The sequence below is a fragment of the Achromobacter sp. 2789STDY5608615 genome, from assembly GCF_001298995.1.
Taxonomy (GTDB): domain Bacteria; phylum Pseudomonadota; class Gammaproteobacteria; order Burkholderiales; family Burkholderiaceae_B; genus Achromobacter; species Achromobacter insuavis.
This window is the reverse complement of sequence record NZ_CYTY01000049.1, coordinates 17,672-37,641: the sequence shown is the minus strand read 5'-3', so window position 1 is coordinate 37,641 and position 19,970 is coordinate 17,672. Positions and strand designations below refer to the sequence as shown.

General features: G+C 65.2%; 16 protein-coding genes and 1 tRNA gene. All 17 read right to left on the bottom strand.

Annotated features, from left to right (window positions below; genetic code table 11):
• Nucleotides 1–38 precede the first annotated feature (38 nt).
• A complete protein-coding gene (locus AOZ49_RS34050) occupies nt 39–623 on the bottom strand; it encodes a tyrosine-type recombinase/integrase (protein WP_231689969.1) in 585 nt (194 codons plus the stop codon).
• Between the two features lie 745 nt (nt 624–1,368).
• Nucleotides 1,369–1,447, bottom strand: a tRNA-Ile gene (locus AOZ49_RS27775).
• Nucleotides 1,448–1,454: 7 nt separating this feature from the next.
• The gene (rpoD, locus tag AOZ49_RS27770) at nt 1,455–3,722 is read right to left on the bottom strand and encodes an RNA polymerase sigma factor RpoD (RefSeq protein ID WP_054478975.1); all 2,268 of its coding nucleotides are present in this window, start codon (nt 3,720–3,722) and stop codon (nt 1,455–1,457) included.
• A gap of 715 nt (nt 3,723–4,437) precedes the next feature.
• Nucleotides 4,438–6,510, bottom strand: coding sequence for a DNA primase (gene dnaG, locus AOZ49_RS27765; protein ID WP_054434300.1), 2,073 nt, complete (start codon nt 6,508–6,510; stop codon nt 4,438–4,440).
• 19 nt (nt 6,511–6,529) lie between these two features.
• Nucleotides 6,530–6,742, bottom strand: a complete 213-nt coding sequence (gene rpsU / locus AOZ49_RS27760; RefSeq protein ID WP_006218592.1) for a 30S ribosomal protein S21 — start codon at nt 6,740–6,742, stop codon at nt 6,530–6,532.
• 441 nt (nt 6,743–7,183) lie between these two features.
• Complete coding sequence (locus tag AOZ49_RS27755; protein WP_054434298.1) at nt 7,184–7,726, bottom strand: phosphoribosyltransferase; 543 nt, start codon at nt 7,724–7,726, stop codon at nt 7,184–7,186.
• 83 nt (nt 7,727–7,809) lie between these two features.
• Nucleotides 7,810–9,105 carry an adenylosuccinate synthase gene (locus AOZ49_RS27750; RefSeq protein WP_054434296.1) on the bottom strand — a complete coding sequence of 432 codons (1,296 nt, stop codon included), beginning with the start codon at nt 9,103–9,105 and terminating at the stop codon, nt 7,810–7,812.
• Nucleotides 9,106–9,181: 76 nt separating this feature from the next.
• Nucleotides 9,182–10,339, bottom strand: coding sequence for an ATP phosphoribosyltransferase regulatory subunit (locus AOZ49_RS27745; protein ID WP_054434294.1), 1,158 nt, complete (start codon nt 10,337–10,339; stop codon nt 9,182–9,184).
• Between the two features lie 259 nt (nt 10,340–10,598).
• Nucleotides 10,599–11,501 carry a protease modulator HflC gene (gene hflC / locus AOZ49_RS27740; protein ID WP_054478974.1) on the bottom strand — a complete coding sequence of 301 codons (903 nt, stop codon included), beginning with the start codon at nt 11,499–11,501 and terminating at the stop codon, nt 10,599–10,601.
• Nucleotides 11,502–11,519: 18 nt separating this feature from the next.
• A complete protein-coding gene (gene hflK / locus AOZ49_RS27735) occupies nt 11,520–12,824 on the bottom strand; it encodes an FtsH protease activity modulator HflK (protein WP_054478978.1) in 1,305 nt (434 codons plus the stop codon).
• Entirely contained in the window at nt 12,790–13,896 is a 1,107-nt protein-coding gene (gene hflX, locus AOZ49_RS27730; RefSeq protein ID WP_006387860.1) for a GTPase HflX, read from the bottom strand. The genes hflK and hflX overlap by 35 nt, the downstream gene beginning before the upstream one ends.
• 84 nt (nt 13,897–13,980) lie before the next feature.
• Nucleotides 13,981–14,217 (bottom strand): RNA chaperone Hfq, encoded by a 237-nt coding sequence (gene hfq, locus AOZ49_RS27725; protein ID WP_006218585.1) that lies wholly within the window; start codon nt 14,215–14,217, stop codon nt 13,981–13,983.
• Between the two features lie 161 nt (nt 14,218–14,378).
• The gene (gene hisC / locus AOZ49_RS27720) at nt 14,379–15,446 is read right to left on the bottom strand and encodes a histidinol-phosphate transaminase (RefSeq protein WP_054478972.1); all 1,068 of its coding nucleotides are present in this window, start codon (nt 15,444–15,446) and stop codon (nt 14,379–14,381) included.
• A 3-nt stretch (nt 15,447–15,449) separates the two neighbouring features.
• Nucleotides 15,450–16,805 (bottom strand): ribosome biogenesis GTPase Der, encoded by a 1,356-nt coding sequence (der, locus tag AOZ49_RS27715; protein WP_054434286.1) that lies wholly within the window; start codon nt 16,803–16,805, stop codon nt 15,450–15,452.
• 25 nt (nt 16,806–16,830) lie between these two features.
• A complete protein-coding gene (gene bamB, locus AOZ49_RS27710) occupies nt 16,831–17,988 on the bottom strand; it encodes an outer membrane protein assembly factor BamB (RefSeq protein ID WP_054434285.1) in 1,158 nt (385 codons plus the stop codon).
• A 5-nt stretch (nt 17,989–17,993) separates the two neighbouring features.
• Nucleotides 17,994–18,632: a YfgM family protein gene (locus AOZ49_RS27705; RefSeq protein WP_006393977.1), complete on the bottom strand. Its 639-nt coding sequence runs from the start codon at nt 18,630–18,632 to the stop codon at nt 17,994–17,996.
• Nucleotides 18,633–18,635: 3 nt separating this feature from the next.
• Nucleotides 18,636–19,925: a histidine--tRNA ligase gene (hisS, locus tag AOZ49_RS27700; protein WP_156355762.1), complete on the bottom strand. Its 1,290-nt coding sequence runs from the start codon at nt 19,923–19,925 to the stop codon at nt 18,636–18,638.
• Between the last annotated feature and the right edge of the window lie 45 nt (nt 19,926–19,970).

Genomic DNA, 19,970 nt, shown 5'->3' with positions numbered 1-19,970 from the left:
TTCGGTTGGCAGCGAGCATCCAGGGGCGGATGGTCCGGTCAGCTACCCGGGGTAGGGGCCGCTTCTTCCCGTGCGCGGCGCAGTTGGTCTTGCTGCCGCCTGCCCAGCGGGCTGCGCGCCAGCTTTTGGGCCAGCTCGCGGCCATGTGGATGGAAGTAGCGCAGGAGCATGCGGGTATCGACATTGCCGTTTACCTTGGCCTGCTCATGAATTTCAAACACCGTGGCAATCTGTGACGTGCCCTCGTGGCGTAGATCATGGAAGCGCAGATCACGGAAGTACGCGGCACTGGGGCGGCGACCGTAGTGCCAGCACATACCTTCGTAGCGCTGGCGAGCACGACGACGAGCGCGAATGAAGGCCCGCGTAACAGAGCCTGGCTGCATCGTGAATATCCGGCCACGCATAGGCTTTCCCGTGACCCAACGGCGTAGCGCTTCACGGGCAAGCGGCGTCAACGGGACATCCCGCGCGCGGCCGTTCTTGGTATGTGGCAAATGCACCACGCCATGCATTAGGTCCAGGTTCTCCCGCTGAATGCCTACGACCTCGGATCGGCGCCTGCCGGTTTCCTTGGCGACGGTGAGGACGGTGGGAAGCTCGGCCGACCTGGTCGCCCGGATGATCCATTCAAGCTCACCCCGTGGGCATTCGTCGCCGGATATGCCCCGCAGGGTAATCGGTCGAACAATCTGCGGTCGCGTGCGTCATCGACCGCCGGCCGGCGGACGAGCTGGACCGGGTTGGCCAACTGCTCAAACCCCTATCTTTCCGAATGACCGTGAAAACATGGGAGAGGAACGCAATACGGCGTGCAACCGTGGCCGGCGCTCGGTCTTTGAGCCATTCGTCACGCAGCTCCTTCAGGTCCGAGCTGCGTATCCAGTCGACGGGGCGAATGGCCAGCCTGGTCGCACGCTAGATGCGCGCAATCGACTGTTCGGCCGCCCGCCCCTTTTTTGTCGCAGACACCTCGACCAGGTAGCGGTCCAGTGCCTCGGCAAGGATCGGTGCAGGTTTACGGCGGGGCTGGCGGCGGGTCCCGCGTTTCATGGCTCGGAGGGAGGAGCGTTAAGACCGGGCAGTATCCCCTATTTACGGCCTTGCCGCAGACCCGCCCCGAGGCGACGGGCAGGTAGGCCGCCCTATTGCCCGATTCCGCATCCTGGCCGTTCTCGCGCGCTCCAGCAGTATCAAATGACGCGCCGATCCGTCTCAAACGACGCGCCGCGCTACACGATTGCGATCGTCGCTTGAGAAGCATTCTGCATCATTGCTGCTGGGAGCGGAATGAACGACACGCGCCACGCAAACGACGCGCAAAACAAAGCGGGCCTCGGATTGCTCCGAGACCCGCTTGAGTTTCTTTGGTAGGCCCCCCGAGAGTCGAACTCGGCACCAACGGATTATGAGTCCGCTGCTCTAACCAGGCATGAGCTAGAGGCCCAGGAAACTTACTGCCCTTCCAGGAAGCTCTTCAGCTTGTCGGCCCGGCTCGGGTGACGCAGCTTGCGCAGCGCTTTAGCCTCTATTTGGCGGATGCGCTCACGCGTGACGTCGAATTGCTTGCCCACTTCTTCCAGCGTCTGGTCGGTGCTCATTTCGATACCGAAACGCATGCGCAGAACCTTGGCTTCCCGCGGGGTCAGGGAGTCTAGCACTTCCTTGACCACGTCGCGCATGGAACCATGCAGCGCGGCGTCCGAAGGCGCCAGGGTCGAGGTGTCCTCGATGAAATCGCCCAGGTGCGAGTCGTCGTCGTCACCGATCGGCGTTTCCATGGAGATCGGCTCCTTGGCGATCTTCAGGATCTTGCGGATCTTGTCCTCGGGCATGTCCATCTTCTGCGCCAGGGTCGCGGGATCCGGCTCGGCGCCGGTTTCCTGCAGGATTTGGCGGCTGATCCGGTTCATCTTGTTGATCGTTTCGATCATGTGAACCGGGATACGGATGGTGCGCGCCTGGTCGGCGATGGAGCGGGTGATGGCCTGACGGATCCACCACGTCGCGTAGGTCGAGAACTTGTAGCCGCGACGGTACTCGAACTTGTCCACGGCCTTCATCAGGCCGATGTTGCCTTCCTGGATCAGGTCCAGGAACTGCAGGCCGCGGTTCGTGTACTTCTTGGCGATCGAGATCACCAGGCGCAGGTTGGCCTCGGTCATTTCGCGCTTGGCCTTGCGAGCCTTGGCTTCGCCGGTGGCCATGCGCTTGTTGACGTCCTTCAGGTCCTTGAGCGGCAGCACCACGCGGGTCTGCAGGTCGATCAGCTTCTGCTGCAGTTCCTGCACAGCGGGGATCTGGCGCTCCAGCGCTTCGGCGTACGGATGGCCGGCGGCCACTTCGTCGACGACCCACTGCAGGTTGGTTTCGTTGCCCGGGAACACCTTGATGAAATGCGTGCGCGGCATGCCGGCACGGTCCACACACGTGTGCAGGACGGCGCGCTCGAGCTGGCGCACTTCTTCCACCTGGTTGCGCAGCGTGTCGGCCAGCTTCTCGACCATCTTGGCGGTGAAGCGGATGCCCATCAGTTCGTTCTGGATCGACTCCTGCGCGCGCACGTAGACGTCCGACTTGTAGCCGTCCTTCTCGTACGACAGGCGCATCTTGTCGAACTGCTTGCCGACCTCGTCGAACTTTGCCAGCGCCTTGATGCGCAGGTCTTCCAGCTGCTTGCTGGACATGCCGCCGGCGGGGCCGTCGTCGCTTTCGTCTTCGTCGGCGGTGACGCCGGCGCCGGCGTATTCCTCGCCGTCTTCCGGATCGACCAGGCCGTCGACCACTTCGTCGATCTGCGCCTGGCCTTCACGCACGCGCAGGACGTGGGCGAGGATTTCGTTGATGGTGGTCGGGCAGGCCGAGATGGCCATGACCATGTGCTTCAGGCCATCTTCGATGCGCTTGGCGATCTCGATTTCGCCTTCGCGCGTCAGCAGCTCCACCGAACCCATTTCGCGCATGTACATACGCACGGGGTCGGTGGTGCGGCCGAAGTCGGAGTCCACGGTGGTCAGCGCGGCTTCGGCTTCGTCTTCGACGTCGTCGTCGTTGGACGCGACCGGCGCGTTTTCGCTCATCAGCAGCGTTTCGGCGTCGGGGGCCTGGTCGTAGACCGCGATGCCCATGTCGCTGAAGGTGCTGATGATGCCGTCGATGGCTTCGGCGTCGACCAGGTCATCAGGCAGATGGTCGTTGATTTCGCCGTAGGTCAGATAGCCGCGGTCCTTGCCCAGCTTGATCAGCTGCTTGAGGCGGTTGCGGCGGGCTTCGTATTCTTCGGCCGAGACGGGACCGCGGGCGATCAGATCCTTGGGATCAGCCTTGCCGCGCTTGCCGCCGCGCTTGGGTGGCTTCAGGTCCGGCAGGACTTCGCCTTCGCCGTCCATGGTGTCGTCGAAACCGTCGGAATCATTGTTGGCGTTCTTGGCCGGGCGACCGGGGCGGCGGCCGCTGGGGACCGGACGCGCGCTGCCGACCAGGTCGGCGAGCTTGTCCTCGGCCTTCTTGGCACGAGCCTTGGTCACCTTCTCGGGCTTGTCTGCCGCCGCCGTCTTGGCAGCCGCCTTCTTGGCGGCCGTCTTCGCGGCAGGCTTGGCGACCTTCACCGCCGTCTTGGCGGGCGCTTTTTCCGCTGCCATGCTGACCACGCGCTTGGCCTTCGTGGCCAGGGCGTCGGTCGCATCAATTGCAGAGGAGGATTTGCCGGTGGATTTGGTCATAGTCGCTTCCGTGGTCGTCGCAACCCGTTCGGGCATGTTGCACCGCATGACGCCGCTGCCAGGCAAAGGCCTTTCGCGGCATCCCTACGGGTAAATCAGGTGAATCGGCGGAAGCCCCGCGGCTGCGTTGTTCGCAGCACCGGCTCTTGCGAGCCCGCCTGGCGTCGTTGCGGTCCGTGACCGGCTGGGCGCCTGGCGTGCATGGCTTCATCCCGCGATGGACTTCGGGCGTCGAGGGGGGGGCTGTCTGCCTATAAATAGGCGTTGCTTGCCTGTCGGGCCTTGCCCTTGGCAGCTGGATAGACACAGCACCCAAACCTCAGACGCGGCGCGAAGATAACCGTCGCCGGACTGCGTGATTCACCGCTCAGCTATAGTAATTAACTATGTAACAAGTTTGACGCACACGTCCGCTTTTTTTTCGTGCTGGCGCCTGGGGCTTACCCGCCCCGGACCGACCCGCTCAACCGGTATCGGTCCTGTCCGCCAGCCCGGCGCATCTTCAGCCGACCTGCCCATCAAACCCTAAAACAATTAGATTCCGGCGGCGAAAATAGATTCCGCCCGCCGTTCTTTTTCCTGCAGCTTCTGTAATCGGCTTCTGTAATCGTTTTCCCGCGGCACTGAGAGTCCTGCCCCCTCTCTCGTCACCACCTCGTCGCCATACGGCGTTCGTGGCAATGTCGCGGCGGGAAAACCCTTGATTTTACCGCATTTAGCGTATGCCGGCACCTTTGAGCACCAACATCCGGCTGGACAGCTCCAAGTAGCGCTTGCGCGCCTCCTCGGTGGCCAGGCCCGCCGCCGCCAGCTTGGACATTTCCGCCTTCGCCGAATCGAATTCGATGCGGCGCAGCGCGTCATCCCACTCGGTCTGCGGATCGGGCAGATCCTCTTGCGACAGGATGTCGACCCGCAATCCCTTGAGCACCGTGGCGAGGTCCGAGTCCGGCTCGGCTGCCTCCAGCAAGGCGCCCACATGGCGCGCGCCGCTGGCCTGCGCCAGCATGATCAGGTCCCTCACCAATCCTAGATGGGGGCCGTGGTCGATGACTTCAAGCTGCTGGTCGCCCATGGAGTCGACCAGTTCCGGATGGGCCAGCAACAGGCTCAGCAGGCGTTTGGCCAGCGACGGCATGGTGCGGCGTCCTTCGAAGCCGCCAACGTCATCGCGCTTGCCCTTCCAGTTGCCCTTGCCGCCTTTCCAGTCGCCCTTGCCCTTCCAGTCGCTCTTGCCCTTCCAATCGCCCTTGCCTTTCCAGTCCTGCTTGCCGGCGCCGCCATTCCAGCCACCGCCCGATTCGCCGCCCTGCGACGAAAACTGGCCATAGTCGGCATACTCGCCATCGTCGGCGGGAATGTCGTGGAAATCGTGGCCGGCGAAGTCGTAGCCGCCATCGTGCGGGGCGCCGTCGTGCGGCGCCGCCGTACCGGAGGCGGCCACGATGCCCGCCTCACCGGCGTTCGGCTTGGCGGGCGCGCCGAACGGCTTGGCGGGCTGCTGCGCCAGCACCTGCGCCATTTCCTCGGGCGTCAGCTGCACCAGCTTGGCCATCTCGCGTTCGATCTGCACGCGCAGCGCGCATTCCGGAATCGACGCCAGCAGCGGCTTGGCCTCGTGCAGGCAACTGGCGCGGCCCTCGGCCTCTTCCATGTTGTGGCGCGAGGCCAGCTCGTCCAGCAGAAAGCGCGACAGCGCCACCGCCTCGCCCAGGCAGGCGCGGAAGGCCTCCGCGCCCAGTTCGCGCACATACGAATCCGGATCGTGCTCGGTCGGCAGGAACAGGAAGCGGATGGCGATGTCGTCGCGCAGCACCGGCAGGCACGCCTGCAGCGCGCGCCACGCGGCGCGGCGGCCGGCGCCGTCGCCGTCGAAACTGAAGATGACCTTGTCGCTGGTGCGCAGCAGCTTCTTGACGTGATCCGGCGTGGTCGCGGTGCCAAGCGTGGCGACGGCATTGGCGATGCCCTGCTGCGCCAGCCCGACCACGTCCATATAGCCTTCGACCACGATGACCTGGCCTTCCTGGCGGATCGCCTGGCGCGCTTCCCACAGGCCGTACAGCTCCTGGCCCTTGGAGAACAGCGGGGTTTCCGGCGAATTCAGGTACTTGGGCTCGCCCTTGCCGATGATGCGGCCGCCAAAGCCGATCAGGCTGCCGCGCGCATTGCGGATCGGGAACATGACCCGTTCGCGGAAGCGGTCGTAGCGGCGGCCGTCCTCGGACTCGATGACGAGACCTGATTCCACCAGCGTGGGATCTTCGTAATTGGGAAAAACCTGCGACAGCCCGTGCCGGTCCGTGCCGGACCAGCCCAGACCGAAATGCGCGGCAATCTCGCCGGTCAGGCCACGCTGCTTCAGATAGCGGATCGCCGCGGGCGATGCGCGCAACTGCTTCAGGTAATGGGCCTGGGCGGCGTCCAGCACTTGCGTGTGGCGAGACTCCTCGGCCTTGCGGCGCGCGGTTTCCTGCTGCTGGCGGGGACTGCGGTTTTCTTCGGGGACCGTCATTCCCGCCGAAGCCGCGAGCGTGCGCACGGCTTCGGGGAAACTGGCGCCCGTGTGTTCCATCAGGAAGGTGATGGCACTGCCATGCGCTCCGCAACCGAAGCAGTGATAGAACTGCTTGGTGGGGCTGACAGTGAACGACGGACTTTTTTCGTTATGAAAGGGGCACAGGCCAAGCAAGTTGGCCCCACCCTTTCGCAACTGCACGTACCGCCCGACGACATCGACAACGTCGACCCGGGCGAGTAGTTCCTGGATGAATGATTCTGGAATCAATAGATTCTGGAATCAGAAATCAATACAGGCGCGGGGGCAGTTGCTGGCTACGGATGCGCTTGTAGTGGCGCTTCACGGCGGCGGCGTGCTTGCGCTTGCGCTCGGCCGTGGGCTTCTCATAGAACTCGCGCGAGCGCAGTTCGGTGAGCAAACCGGTCTTTTCGATGGTGCGCTTGAAGCGGCGCAGAGCGGCTTCAAACGGTTCGTTTTCCTTCAGTCGAACGATAGGCATAAAGTGATTGGCCTGCTTGTAGGGTAACAAAAGTTGATGACAAACCTGGCTTGCTTACCAGCAACGCCACGGGGTTCCCGGCGGCAAACCGCCTGTCAGCCCAGGCCGCAGACCATGCATACGCGAATATAGTAATCGGGCATGCCCATCCGGGCCAAGAGATCCGCGCACCTGGACGACCCAGGCCACCGACCTCTCATTTTCCGCTTCCAGGCGCGAGCGCCAAGAGCCTTGCAGCGCTAAATTCGCTGGCTGTTTCCGTTACCCAAAGACTACCCAGAGAGTAACAAGCCAAGTTCGGTTTAGCGATAACCAGCGATTCTAGCATGGTCATGGCTATTTTGACTACCGGGAGAACAGTCCGGCGCAATGCCCCGGCGCTTGCCGCCCCTGTCGCGCGCGGGCGGCAGGGATCGCCGGACTATCCGTCCCCGAAAGGCGTCAGGCCTTCGAGCCCTTGCGGATCCAGGCTTCCAGCTGGTGCGGACGCAGGCTGTCGTAGTCTTCGAAGGGCTGGTGGATCCAGGGGTTGGTCGGCAGCTTGTCGACGTAATAGTCGGGCTGCGCCAGGGAATGCCCTTTCCACCACAGCACGGCGCTGCGCAATTCGGTGATGTCGGCGAACTGGCTCTTGAGGTGGTCGTACACCTTCATGAAGGTCTTGCCGGTATCCACCATGTCGTCCACCAGCAACACCCGCCCGGACAGCGTGCCGCGCGTGATGGTGATGAACTGCGCGATATCCATATCGCCCTGCTTGGTGCCCGCGGCTTCGCGGTAGCTGCTGGTCGCCAGAATGCCCAACGGCACATCAAAAATACGGGACATGACGTCGCCGACGCGCATGCCGCCGCGCGCCAGGCACAAAATCTTGTCGAACTCCCAACCGGACTGGTGCACCTGCAAGGCCAGGCGCTCGATCAAGCGGTTGTAATCGTCCCACGTCACCCACAGATGGCTATCGTCACTGGTTGGCGCGCTCATAGGCAAGGATCTCCTGCGTGAAAATACGAAAAGGCCGCCGCCGGTATGAGACCGGCGGCGGCCTTGCGAATAATAACCCGATGTCAGCCCTTCAGGGGATGACGCAGCACAATGGTTTCGTTGCGGTCGGGACCGGTGGACACCAGGTCGATCGGCACGCCGCAGACTTCGGCCACGCGCTCCAGGTAGCGACGGGCGGCCTCGGGCAGCTTGTCGTACTCGGTGATGCCGACGGTGGATTCGCTCCAGCCCGGCAGCTCTTCCAGCACCGGCTGGGCTTGCGCCACGGCGTGGGCGCCGTAGGGCAGCACGTCGCGGAATTCACCATTGACGCGGTAGCCAACGCCCAGCTGGATGGTTTCCAGGCCGTCGAGCACATCCAGCTTGGTGATGCACAGGCCGGTGATGCCGTTCAGGCGGACCGAGCGCTTGAGCGCGGCGCCATCGAACCAGCCGCAGCGGCGCGGACGGCCGGTGACCGAGCCGAATTCCTTGCCGATGGTGGCCAGGCGGGTGCCGATCTCGTCGACCAGTTCCGTGGGGAACGGGCCCGAGCCGACGCGCGTCGTGTAGGCCTTGGTGATGCCCAGGACGTAGTCCAGCGACTGGGGACCGACGCCCGCGCCCGCCGAAGCGGCGCCGGCGACGCAGTTGCTGCTGGTGACGAACGGATAGGTGCCGTGATCGACGTCCAGCAGCGCGCCCTGCGCGCCTTCGAACAGCAGGCGCTTGCCTTCCTGCTGCATGGTGTACAGCATGCTGGAGACGTCCGCGACCATCGGGGCGATCGCCGGCGCCAGCGCCATGGCCTGGTCGCGCACTTCGTTGGCCGACACGGCTTCGGCGCCGAGGTACTTGGTCAGCACGAAGTTGTGATAATCCAGCACTTCGGCGAGCTTTTCGTCGAACAGCGCGGGGTTGAACAGGTCCTGCACGCGCAGCGCGCGGCGGGCGACCTTGTCTTCGTAGGCCGGGCCGATGCCGCGACCGGTCGTGCCGATCTTGCCATCGCCCTTGCGCGCTTCACGGGCCTTGTCGACGGCCACGTGGTACGGCAGGATCAGCGGGCAGATCTCGGAGATGCGCAGACGCGAACGCACGTCCAGGCCGGCAGCCTCGAGCTCTTCGATTTCCTTGAGCAGGGCCTCGGGCGACAGCACCACGCCGTTGCCGATGAAGCAGGTGACGCCGGGATGCATGATGCCCGACGGGATCAGGCGAAGAATCGTCTTCTTGCCATTGATCCACAGCGTGTGGCCGGCGTTGTGGCCGCCCTGGAAGCGGACCACGCCCTGGACGGATTCCGCCAGCCAATCGACGATCTTGCCCTTGCCCTCGTCACCCCACTGGGTGCCGATTACGACTACGTTCTTGCTCATGTTACGAATCAATATCGAGTTTCTCGGGAAATCCGGAAATCTCCCCGCGGCCCTCTCGTTGCCGAGAGGGAGTTAGTCACAGCGTTCTGACCGTCCAGGCGCCATCCTGCAGCGCCAGCTCGCGATCGCAAACGAATTCGTCCTGATCCTGCTCGTGACCGGGCAATACCTGAACGACGATTTCCCCTGACCGGCGCAGGCGGCGGACCGCCTCGACCAGGGCGGGGGCTTGCCCCCAGGGCGCGCGAACCGCACGCGCCCGTTCCGCCGGCGGCAAACCCGCCGCCAGCTTGCGTAAATCCAGACTGAAGCCGGTGGCCGGACGCGCGCGCCCGAATGCCAGGCTGACGTCGTCGTAGCGGCCGCCGCGCACCAGCGCGTCGCGCCAGCCCTCGGCGTACAGCGCGAACTTGATGCCGGAGTGGTAGCCGTAGCCGTCCACGTCCGCCAGGTCGACGCCAAAGTCGACGTTCGGCTGACCGTCCAGCAACACCTGCAGCGCATCCAGCGCGGCGACGACGCCGGGCAACAGCGGCAGGTCGTGGCGGGCCCGCTTCAGCACTTCGGGGCCGCCATAAAGCTTGGGCAGCAGCTGCAACGCCTTGAGCGTTTCAGCGCGCATGCCGGGCGTGCGCTCGGCCAGTTCCGTCAGGCCCGGCACGTCTTTCTCGCGCATCAGGCGGATGACGTCCTGCGAAACCGCGGCCGCGGCCGGATCGGCTTCGACGATGCCGCGCAGCACGCCGGGATGGCACAGCACCAGGCGCGGATTGCGCACACCGGCGATGGCCACCGTTTCCAGCACCAGCTGGATGATCTCGAGGTCGGCCTCGAAACCGGCATGGCCGTAGATTTCGGCGCCGATCTGCAGCAGCTCGCGGCTGGACAGCAGGTCCGCCGGGCGGGCATGCAGCACGTTGCCGCAGTAGCACAGGCGGGTCACGCCGGCGCGGTTCAACAAGTGCGCGTCGATGCGCGTGACCTGGGGAGTCATGTCGGCGCGAACGCCCAGCGTGCGGCCCGACAGCTGGTCGACCAGCTTGCAGGTGCGCAGATCCAGATCGCTACCGGTGCCGGACAGCAATGAATCGATGTACTCGACCAGGGGCGGCGCGACCAGCTCGAAGCCGTAAGTACGGTACAGATCGAGAAGTTCGCGGCGCACTTCCTCGATGCGCCGGGCCTCTGCCGGAAGTACGTCGGCAAGGCTCTCGGGCAGCAACCAGTTACCCATGAATGTTTACCTGAATAACGCCTAGAGATGCGTGGGCGTCGCCCAAACGAAAAAGCGGCTGAGGGGGCGTAAGCCCGCTCAGCCGCTGCGGAATGTTTTCTAGCTTACGGGGTATTGTACATGGTTCAGCCAGCAGCGCCAGCCCGTGGCGCAACACGTCCCCCATTGCCCCGCCGCACGGGCCGCCGGCGCAACCCGGCCAGAAAAAAGCCCCCAGGAAAAACCTGGGGGCTTCGCATGCCGTCCGCGGCGCCGCCTTTTACTTGGCGGGCACGGTCACCGGGGCCAGGGCCTGGCCGGCGGGGTCCTTCATGAACTGGAAGAAACTGGAGCTGGGGTCGACCACCAGCACGTCGCCCGGCTTCGAGAACGAAGCGCGGTAGGCTTCCAGGCTCTTGTAGTACGTGTAGAACTGCGGGTTCTTGCCGTAGGCCTGCGAGTAGATCGCGGCGGCCGCGGCATCGCCCTCGCCCATGATCGTCTGGGCCTTGGCGTAGGCCTGGGCCACGATCACTTCGCGCTGGCGATCGGCTTCGGCGCGGATCTTCTCGCCCTCGGCGGCGCCGATCGAGCGCAGCTCGTTGGCGACGCGGGTACGCTCGGCTTCCATGCGGCGGTACACCGATTCCGAGATCTCGGGCGCGAACTCGATGCGGCGCAGGCGCACATCGACGATCTGCACGCCCAACGGCTCGGCGCGCTTGGCGACGTTGGTCAGGATTTCGGCCATGATCTTGTCGCGTTCGGTCGAGACCACGTCGCGCACCGCGCGCACGTTGACCGAGGCGTTGAGCGCGTCGCGGATCTGCGCCTGCAGGCGTTCCTGCGCGGCGCGTTCGTTGCCGCCGAAGGTCACGTAGTACAGGCGGGGATCCGCGATGCGCCACTTGACGTACGAGTCGATCAGCAGGTTCTTCTTTTCGGAAGTCTGGATGCGCTCGGCTTCGTTGGTTTCGATGGTCAGGATGCGCTTGTCCAGCGTCACCACGTTCTGGAACGGCGGCGGCGCCTTGAAGTACAGGCCGGGCTCGTTGATGACCTTGCGCACTTCACCCAGCGAGAACACCAGGGCGTAGTCGCGCTCGCGCACCACGAACACGCAGGAAGAAAGGGCGGCCAGCACGATGAGCAGGCCGACCAGGATAGGCATAAGACGTTGCATGATCAGGAATCCTCCGGGTTAGCGCGACTGACGATCGCGGGGCAGCGCATTGCTATTGCTGCTGCCGGAGGGTTGCGGGGCCGGCGCCGCGCCGCCACGCAGTGGCGCTTGCAGCGGCGGGCTGACCAATGCGGGCGATCCGGGGTTGCCTACCGCGGACTTGCTGGCATCCTGGGCGGCCAGATGCATGATCTTGTCCAAGGGCAGGTACAACATGTTGTTGTTGCTCTTGGTGTCGACCATGACCTTGCTGGCACGCGTGAAGATGTCCTGCATGCTCTCCAGGTACATGCGCTGGCGCATGACCTGCGGCGACTTCTCGTATTCGCCCAGGATGCTGGTGAAGCGCGCGGTATTACCCTGCGCATCGCCCGTCACCTTGGCGCGGTAGCCTTCGGCCTGCTCCAGCATGCGCGAGGCCTGGCCGCTGGCCAGCGGCACAACCTGGTTGGCGTAGGCCTGGCCTTCGTTGATCTGGCGTTCGCGATCCTGGCCGGCCTTGACGGCATCGTCGAACGCGGCCTGGACCTGTTCGGGCGGCTGCACGTTCTGGATGGCGACGGTGCTGACCTGGACGCCGGTCTGGTAGCGATCGAGGATCTGCTGCATCAGCGCCTGGACCTGCGTGGCGACCGTGGTACGGCCCTCGTACAGCACGAAGTCCATGGACTGCTTGCCGACCACTTCGCGCATGGCGGTTTCAGACGCCTGGCGCACGGAGTCGTCCGGGTCGCGGGTCATGAACAGGTAATCGGGCGCGCCATCGGCGCGCAGGCGGTATTGCACGACGAACTGCATGTCGACGATGTTCTCGTCCGTCGTGAGCATCAGCGCCTCGGGCAGCACCTTGTTGCGGGCGCCGCCACGGAAACCGACCTCGAACGTGCGCAGTTGCGACACGTTGACCATTTCGTGGCTCTGGATGGGATACGGCAGGCGCCACTGGAAGCCGGCTTGTGAAGTGCTCTTGTATTTGCCGAACTGCGTGACGACCGCGACCCGGCCTTCCTGGACGATATAGAAGCCGCTGGCCGCCCAGATGCCGACCGCGACCAGGGCGATCACTCCCAGTCCGATGCGGGCACCGCGCGGCGACGGCGGCGTCATGCCGCCGCGATTGCCACCGGGGCGGTTGTTGCCGCCCCCGCCCTTGCGGCCGAATAACGATCCGATGCGATTATTGAAATCGCGCCAGACCTCGTCGAGGTCTGGCGGACCGTCTCCGTTGCCTTGGGGCCGCTTGGGCGGCGGCTCGGAGCCATTATTGTTTCCACGACCCCAGCCGGGGTCATTCAGATTGAAGAGTTTGATAATTCGAGGCATTGTTTCCCACAATCTGTCCGGTCTCCGCAATTGCCCCGCGCAACGCGTCCAAACCGGCGCGCTCGGTGGCGCTTACAAATACTCGCGCAATCGTACCATGGGCGTCGCGCTCCGCCCGGGGTTCCAGGCCAGCACGGTCGATCTTGTTGTATACCAGAATGGTGGGAATCGCGGCAGCCCCGATTTCCGCCAGCACCTTGTTGACCTCGAAGATCTGTTCGTCGCGCTGCGGGCTGGCGGCATCGACCACGTGCAGCAGCAGATCGGCGTGCACGGTTTCCTCGAGCGTGGCGCGGAACGCCGCGATCAGGTCGTGAGGCAGGTCGCGGATGAAGCCCACGGTATCCGACACCACCACATTGCCCGCCCCTTCGATCCAGATGCGGCGGGTGGTCGTATCGAGCGTGGCGAACAACTGGTCCGCCGCGTAGGTATCGGCGCGGGTCAAGGCATTGAACAGCGTCGACTTGCCGGCGTTGGTGTACCCCACCAGCGACACCGACAGGGCGCCGCCCCGGGCACGCGCGCGGCGCTGCGTGACGCGCTGGCGCTCGACCCGGTCCAGGCGCTCGCGCAGCGTCTTGACCTTGGCGCCGATCATGCGGCGGTCCATTTCGAGTTGCGATTCGCCGGGACCGCGCATGCCGATACCGCCCCGTTGACGCTCCAGGTGGCTCCACATGCGCGTCAGCCGCGTGGCCAGATGCTGCAGCTGCGCCAGCTCGACCTGCAGCTTGCCCTCGTGGCTCTTGGCGCGCAGCGCGAAGATGTCCAGGATCAACGCCACGCGATCCACCACGCGCAGGTTGAAGACCCGTTCCAGGTTGCGCTGCTGGGCCGGCGACAGCGGCTGGTCGAACAGGACGATGTCGGCCAGCAGCGCCTGGGCCATGCCCACGCCTTCGTCGGCCTTGCCGGAACCGATGAAGAACTTGGCGTCGGGACGGTCGCGGCGGGCCGTGAGCGTGCCGACGATTTCCGCGCCGGCGCCCTTGGCCAGCATGGCGAATTCCTCGGCATGGGCCGTGAAGTCGGGATCACCCAGATCCACGCTGATGATCAGTGCGCGCATACATGCACCATTTTGGAGCCAAAGCGAAAATGCCCGCCGACGTCGACCGTCCGGCGGGCAATAAAAGGTACTGCGGGAGCGAGATTACTCAGCAGGGACTTCCACCTGGAAATTCACGGCGCGAGCGGGAACCACGGTGGAAATGGCGTGCTTGTAGACCATTTGCGTGACCGTGTTACGCAGCAGCACCACGTATTGGTCGAAAGATTCGATTTGCCCTTGAAGCTTGATACCGTTCACCAGGTAGATCGACACCGGCACATGATCCTTGCGCAGCGTGTTCAGGAACGGATCTTGCAGAGTTTGCCCTTTATTGCTCATTGGCCAGGCTCCATTTGTTTGTTATTGAGTGATGACGCGCTTTTTACAGGTGGGGCACGCCGAAACATGTACTCTACAGGGTTTTCCCGGCCCGTGCTACTTGTGTCGGATGCAAAAGTTGACACCAGAGTTTTCCGCCGGAAAGGCCCTTCAGCCGGGGTTCAGACGAGCTCGGCGAGCGCATTCAGAAGCAATTCGCACTGCGCATCCGTGCCTACTGTAATACGCAGAAACTGGTCTATGCGCGGCAGGCGGAAATGGCGCACGATGATGCTGCGTTCGCGCAGGCCGGCGGCCAGCGCGGCGGCATCGCGCGACGGGTGGCGGGCGAACACGAAATTGGCGCTGGACGGCAGCACATCGAAGCCCAGGGCCTCCAGGCCGGCCGTCATCCGACCGCGGGTCTGGATCACCGCCTGGCGGGTCTGCTCGAAATACTCCACGTCCTCGAGCGCCGCGACCGCGCCGGCCGAGGCGAGGCGATCCACCGGGTAGGAATTGAAGCTGTTCTTGACGCGTTCCAGGCCGTCGATCAGCGCCGGGCTGCCGACCGCGAAGCCGACCCGCAGGCCCGCCAGCGAACGCGACTTGGACAGCGTCTGGATGACCAGCAGGTTGTCGTAGCGCGTGGTCAGCGGGATGGCCGACTCAGCGCCGAAATCGACATAGGCCTCGTCCACCACCACCACGCAATCCGGATTGTCCGCCAGCACGCGCTCGATCTCGGCCAGCGTCAGCGCGCGGCCAGTGGGCGCGTTGGGGTTGGGGAAGATGATGGCGCCGGCCTGGCCATGGCGGCCCGGCAGGTAGTCGTCGACGTCGATGCGGAAATCATCGGTCAGCGGCAGGGTCTCGTAATCGATGCCGTACAGGCCGCAATAGACGGGATAGAAGCTGTAGGTGATGTCCGGAAAGCGCAGCGGGCGCTCGTGCTTGAGCAGCGCCAGGAAGGCGTGCGCCAGCACTTCATCCGAGCCGTTGCCGACGAAGACGCTGGCCGGCGCCACGCCGACGGCCGTCGCCACCGCTTGGCGCAGGCGGTCGGACGACGGATCGGGATAGAGCTTGAGCGTGTCATCGCACGCCGCGCGGATCGCCTCGAGCACCCTGGGCGACGGCCCGTAGGGATGCTCGTTGGTGTTCAGCTTGACCAGGTTCTGAAGCTTGGGCTGCTCGCCCGGCACATACGGACTGAGCGTCCCGACCACGGGACTCCAGAAACGGCTCATGGATCAGCTTTCCTGCGCGTAGGGGTTGTGCGAAGACTTGAATTCGATCCGCAGCGGCGTGCCGGCCAGATCGAAGGCGTTGCGGAAACGGGTTTCCAGGTAGCGGCGGTACGAATCGGGCACCGAATCGAGCGCGTTGCCGTGGATGACCACCAGCGGGGGATTCTGCCCGCCCTGGTGCGCATAGCGCATCTTGGGACGGAAGATGCCCTTGCGGGGCGGCGGCTGCTGCTCGACGGCGGCCTGCAGCTCGCGCGTCAGCTTGGGCGTGGAGAGCTTGGCGAACGCGGCGGCGTGAGCGGCATTGACCGACTTGAGCAGCGGCTTGATGCCCTGGCCGCGCAAGGCGGAAATGGTGTGCACGCGGGCGAACGACAGGAAGCGCAGCTTGCGCATGAATTCGCGCTCGATGCGTTCCTTTTCCTCGCCGTCCAGGCCATCCCACTTGTTGACGGCCACGACCACGGCGCGCCCGGTTTCCAGCACGAAGCCGGCGATGTGGGCGTCCTGCTCGGAGATTTCGGTCTGCGCGTCCAGCATCAACAGCACGACGTTGCTGGCCTCGATGGCCTGCAGCGTCTTGATGACGGAGAACTTCTCGACCGCCTCGAACACCTTGCCGCGCTTGCGCAGGCCGGCGGTGTCGATCAGCGTGTAGCGGCGGCCATCGCGCTCGAAGTCGATCTCGATGGCGTCGCGGGTGGTGCCGGGCATGTCGAACGCGATCACGCGCTCTTCGCCCATCAGCGTGTTGATCAGCGTGGACTTGCCGACGTTGGGACGGCCCACGATGGCCAGCTTGATGCGATGGTCGTGCTCGCCCTCTTCGGCCGGCTCTTCGTCCTCGGCGGGCGGCTCGGCCAGGTCCTGGAGCGCGAGTTCGATCAGGTCGACGATGCCGTCGCCGTGCGCCGCCGAGATGGGATAGGGTTGCCCCAGGCCCAGCTCGTGGAATTCGGCGATGGCGGCGCCCGCCCCCATGCCTTCGGCCTTGTTCACCGCCAGCAGCACGCGCTGCTGCCCCGACTTGCGCAGCAGCGTGGCGATTTCGTGGTCATGGGCGTTGAGCCCGGCGCGCGCGTCCACCAGGAACACGACGACATCGGCCTCGGCGATGGCCTGGCGGGTCTGGCGCGCCATTTCCAGCAGGATGCCATCCTTGGCGACCGGCTCGAAACCGCCCGTGTCGATGGCGATGAAGGGGATATCGCCCACCCTGCCCTCGCCGTAATGGCGATCGCGGGTCAGGCCGGAAAAATCGGCCACCAGCGCGGCGCGCGATCGCGTCAGGCGATTGAATAGGGTCGATTTCCCCACGTTGGGGCGGCCGACCAGGGCAACGACAGGCTTGAAAGACACGGTGTAAGGCTTTGTTCTTGAGGGTTTAGTTGGTGCCGATCAGGACGAGATTGCCATTGCCCGTCTGGACCAGCACACCTTGGGAAGTCGTCTGCGGCGGCGAAACGATGGCACCGCCGCCCACCGACAGGCGCGCCATCAGGCTGCCGTCGCTGCGCGACAGGAAATGCACATAGCCGTCCAGGTCGCCGACCGCGAGCGCGCCGCCCAGCAGGGCCGGCACGGTGAGCTGGCGGTTCTTCAGCGCAGCCTGCTTCCAGACGTTGCCGCCGTTGTCCAGCGCGAAGGCGTTGACCACGCTGTTCTGGTCGGCCGAGTAGGCAAAGCGCTGGTCCAGGGTCATGCCGCTGACGCTGGAGAAGTCCTTGGCCCAGATCGGACGGCCGCCGGCCGTGACGTCAAAGCACACGATACGCCCTTGGTAGGCCACCGCGCAAAGCAGGTTACCGGCGATGCGGGGCGCGCCGACCACGTCGGTCAGGCGTTCCAGGTCGCTGGCGCCGCGCGGGGTGGCGACGGTGCCTTCCCATTGCACGTTGCCGCTGTCGGAGGCGATGGCCATCATCTTGCCGCCGGGCAGGCCGGTGATGACGAGGCCTTCGGCCAGCACCATCTGCGCGGCGCTGCGCAGGGCCAGCGCCGGGCCGGGGCGCTGCACGCTCCAGAGACGCTCGCCGTTGTTGGCGTCGAAGGCCTGGATGCGGTAGTCGCCGCTGCGGACCACGACGATGCCATAGCCCACCACCGGCGGGATGTTGACGTCGCTGGTGGCGCGCACCTTCCATTTGACCTTGCCGCTGTCATCAAAGGCGACCACGTCGCCATCGGGCGAGGCCACGGCCGTGGTGGTGCCATCGCTGCCGGCGCCCGCGGTCAGCTTGACGCCGGCCTGCGACTTCCAGATGGGACGGCCGCTTTGCAGGTCGAACTTGCCGACCGAGCCATCGGGCGTGGCGGCGTAGATGGCGTTTTCCAGCACCGTGGGCGCAAAGCCCAGGCCGGAACCGCTGCCGATCGAGGTCGACCAGACCTGGCGCACCGACATGCCGGCCTTGTACTCGGTCAGGGGAGCGGGGTCGTAACGGCCGTCGTCATGGGAAAACAGGCCGCAACCGCCGAGGGCGAGCACGCCCGTCAGGCAAACCGCGCCACGCCACGTCCGGCCAAAGGCAAATTTACGCATTACAGTCACGCTCCGCTCAGGGCATCCAGTTTCAGTTGCACAACCTGGGTCAGCGGATTCGCCGTGCCCAGGCCATCAATGGCGCTTTGCCATGCCGCACGCGCATCCTCGCGCTTGCCTTGCGCCGCGAGGATATCGCCTCGGCGGTCGGCGAACAAGGCGGCGAACGCGGCCGGGGCGTTGTTCAGCTGCCCCAGCGCGGCATCGTATTGCTTCTGGTCGAGCAAGAGGCCCGCCAGGCGCAGCCGGGCGACGGCCTGCATGGACGGGTTCTTGGTCTGGCCGGCCAGCCATTCGAGCTGCTGGCGGGCGCCGTCGACGTCCTTCTGGGCCTGCAGCGCCTGGGCCGCCACCAGCGCGCCACGGGTGGCGTAGCCGGTCGAGCCGTACTGGTCGCGCAGGGTCGCCGCGGCGGCCTTGATGCGCACCGACGAATCGGCGCCGCCCAGGCGGGCCGCGTCTTCGAGCGCCTCGAAATAACCCATGGCCTGGTTCGCCTTGTGCGACTGGTAGGCCTTCGAGCCCCACCAGCCGCCCCAGGCCACCGCCACGGCGGCCACCAGCGACAGCACCAGCGTGCCGTAGCGGGCCCACCACGCCTTGATTGCGTCGAGTTTTTCCTGTTCTTCCAGATCGTATGCCATGCCCTAACCCTTGAGATTCTTCAATACGTCGGCCAAGCCCGCCAACGGGACTTGCTGCCGCGCGGCATCGCCTTGGGCGTCGGCGCGCAGGAATTTGATGCTGGCGGTCTGCGAAGCCACTTCATCGGCGCCAAGGATAACCGCAACGCGGGCGCCGCTGGCGTCCGCGCGCTTGAATTGGGACTTGAAGCTGGCGGCGCCGGCGTGCACCACCACCGACAGGCCTGCATCGCGCAGGTCTTCGCCAACCCGGGCGGCCAGGCGCTGCGCGTCCTCGCCCTGGTGCACGACGTAGACGTCGCACTCGGCCGGGGCGTCGACCTGCACGCTCTGTTCCCACAGGTCCAGCAGGCGCTCCATGCCGATGGCGAAACCGACGGCCGGCGCGGCCTTGCCGCCCAGCAGTTCGATCAGGCCGTCGTAGCGGCCGCCGCCGCACACCGTGCCCTGGGAACCCAGGCGGTCGGTGACCCATTCGAAGACGGTCAGGTTGTAGTAGTCGAGCCCGCGCACCAGGCGCGGGTTGAGGCGGTATTCGATGCCGGCGTCGGTCAGGCGCTGGCACACGCCGTCGAAGTGGGCGCGCGACTCCTCGCCCAGGAAGTCGAACAGGCGCGGCGCGCTGTCGGCCATTTCCTGCATGGCGGGGTTCTTGGTGTCGAGCACGCGCAGCGGGTTGGTGTACAGGCGGCGCTTGCCGTCCTCGTCGAGGATGTCGACGTGCTTTTCCAGGTGCGCGATCAGGGCGGCGCGGTGCGCGGCGCGCTCGGCCGGCTGGCCCAGCGAGTTCAGTTCGAGGCGCACGTCGGTCAGGCCCAGCAGCTTCCACAGGCGGGCCAGCATGACGATCAGCTCGGCGTCCACATCGGGACCGGCGAAGCCCAGGGCCTCGACGTCGATCTGGTGGAACTGGCGGTAGCGGCCGCGCTGCGGGCGCTCGTGGCGGAACACCGGACCGATCGAGTAGACGCGCTGCGGGCGGTCGTACAGCAGATTGTGCTCGATCGAGGCGCGCACGATGCCGGCGGTCATCTCGGGCCGCATGGTCAGCGATTCGCCGTTGAGCGCATCGGTGAACGTGTACATCTCTTTTTCGACGATGTCGGTCACTTCGCCGATGCCGCGCGTGAACAGGCGCGTATGCTCAAGCACGGGCGTACGCACATTGCGATAGCCATAGCCGCGCAGCCAGCCGCGCACGATTTCCTCGAATTGCTCCCAGCGGGCGCTGGGCCCTGGCAGCAGGTCATTCATGCCGCGGATGGCGGCGACTTTCTGGAAAGCTTGAGTCATCTTGATCATGCCGCCCCGCGCGCTGGCAAGCGCGCCTCGCGGCCA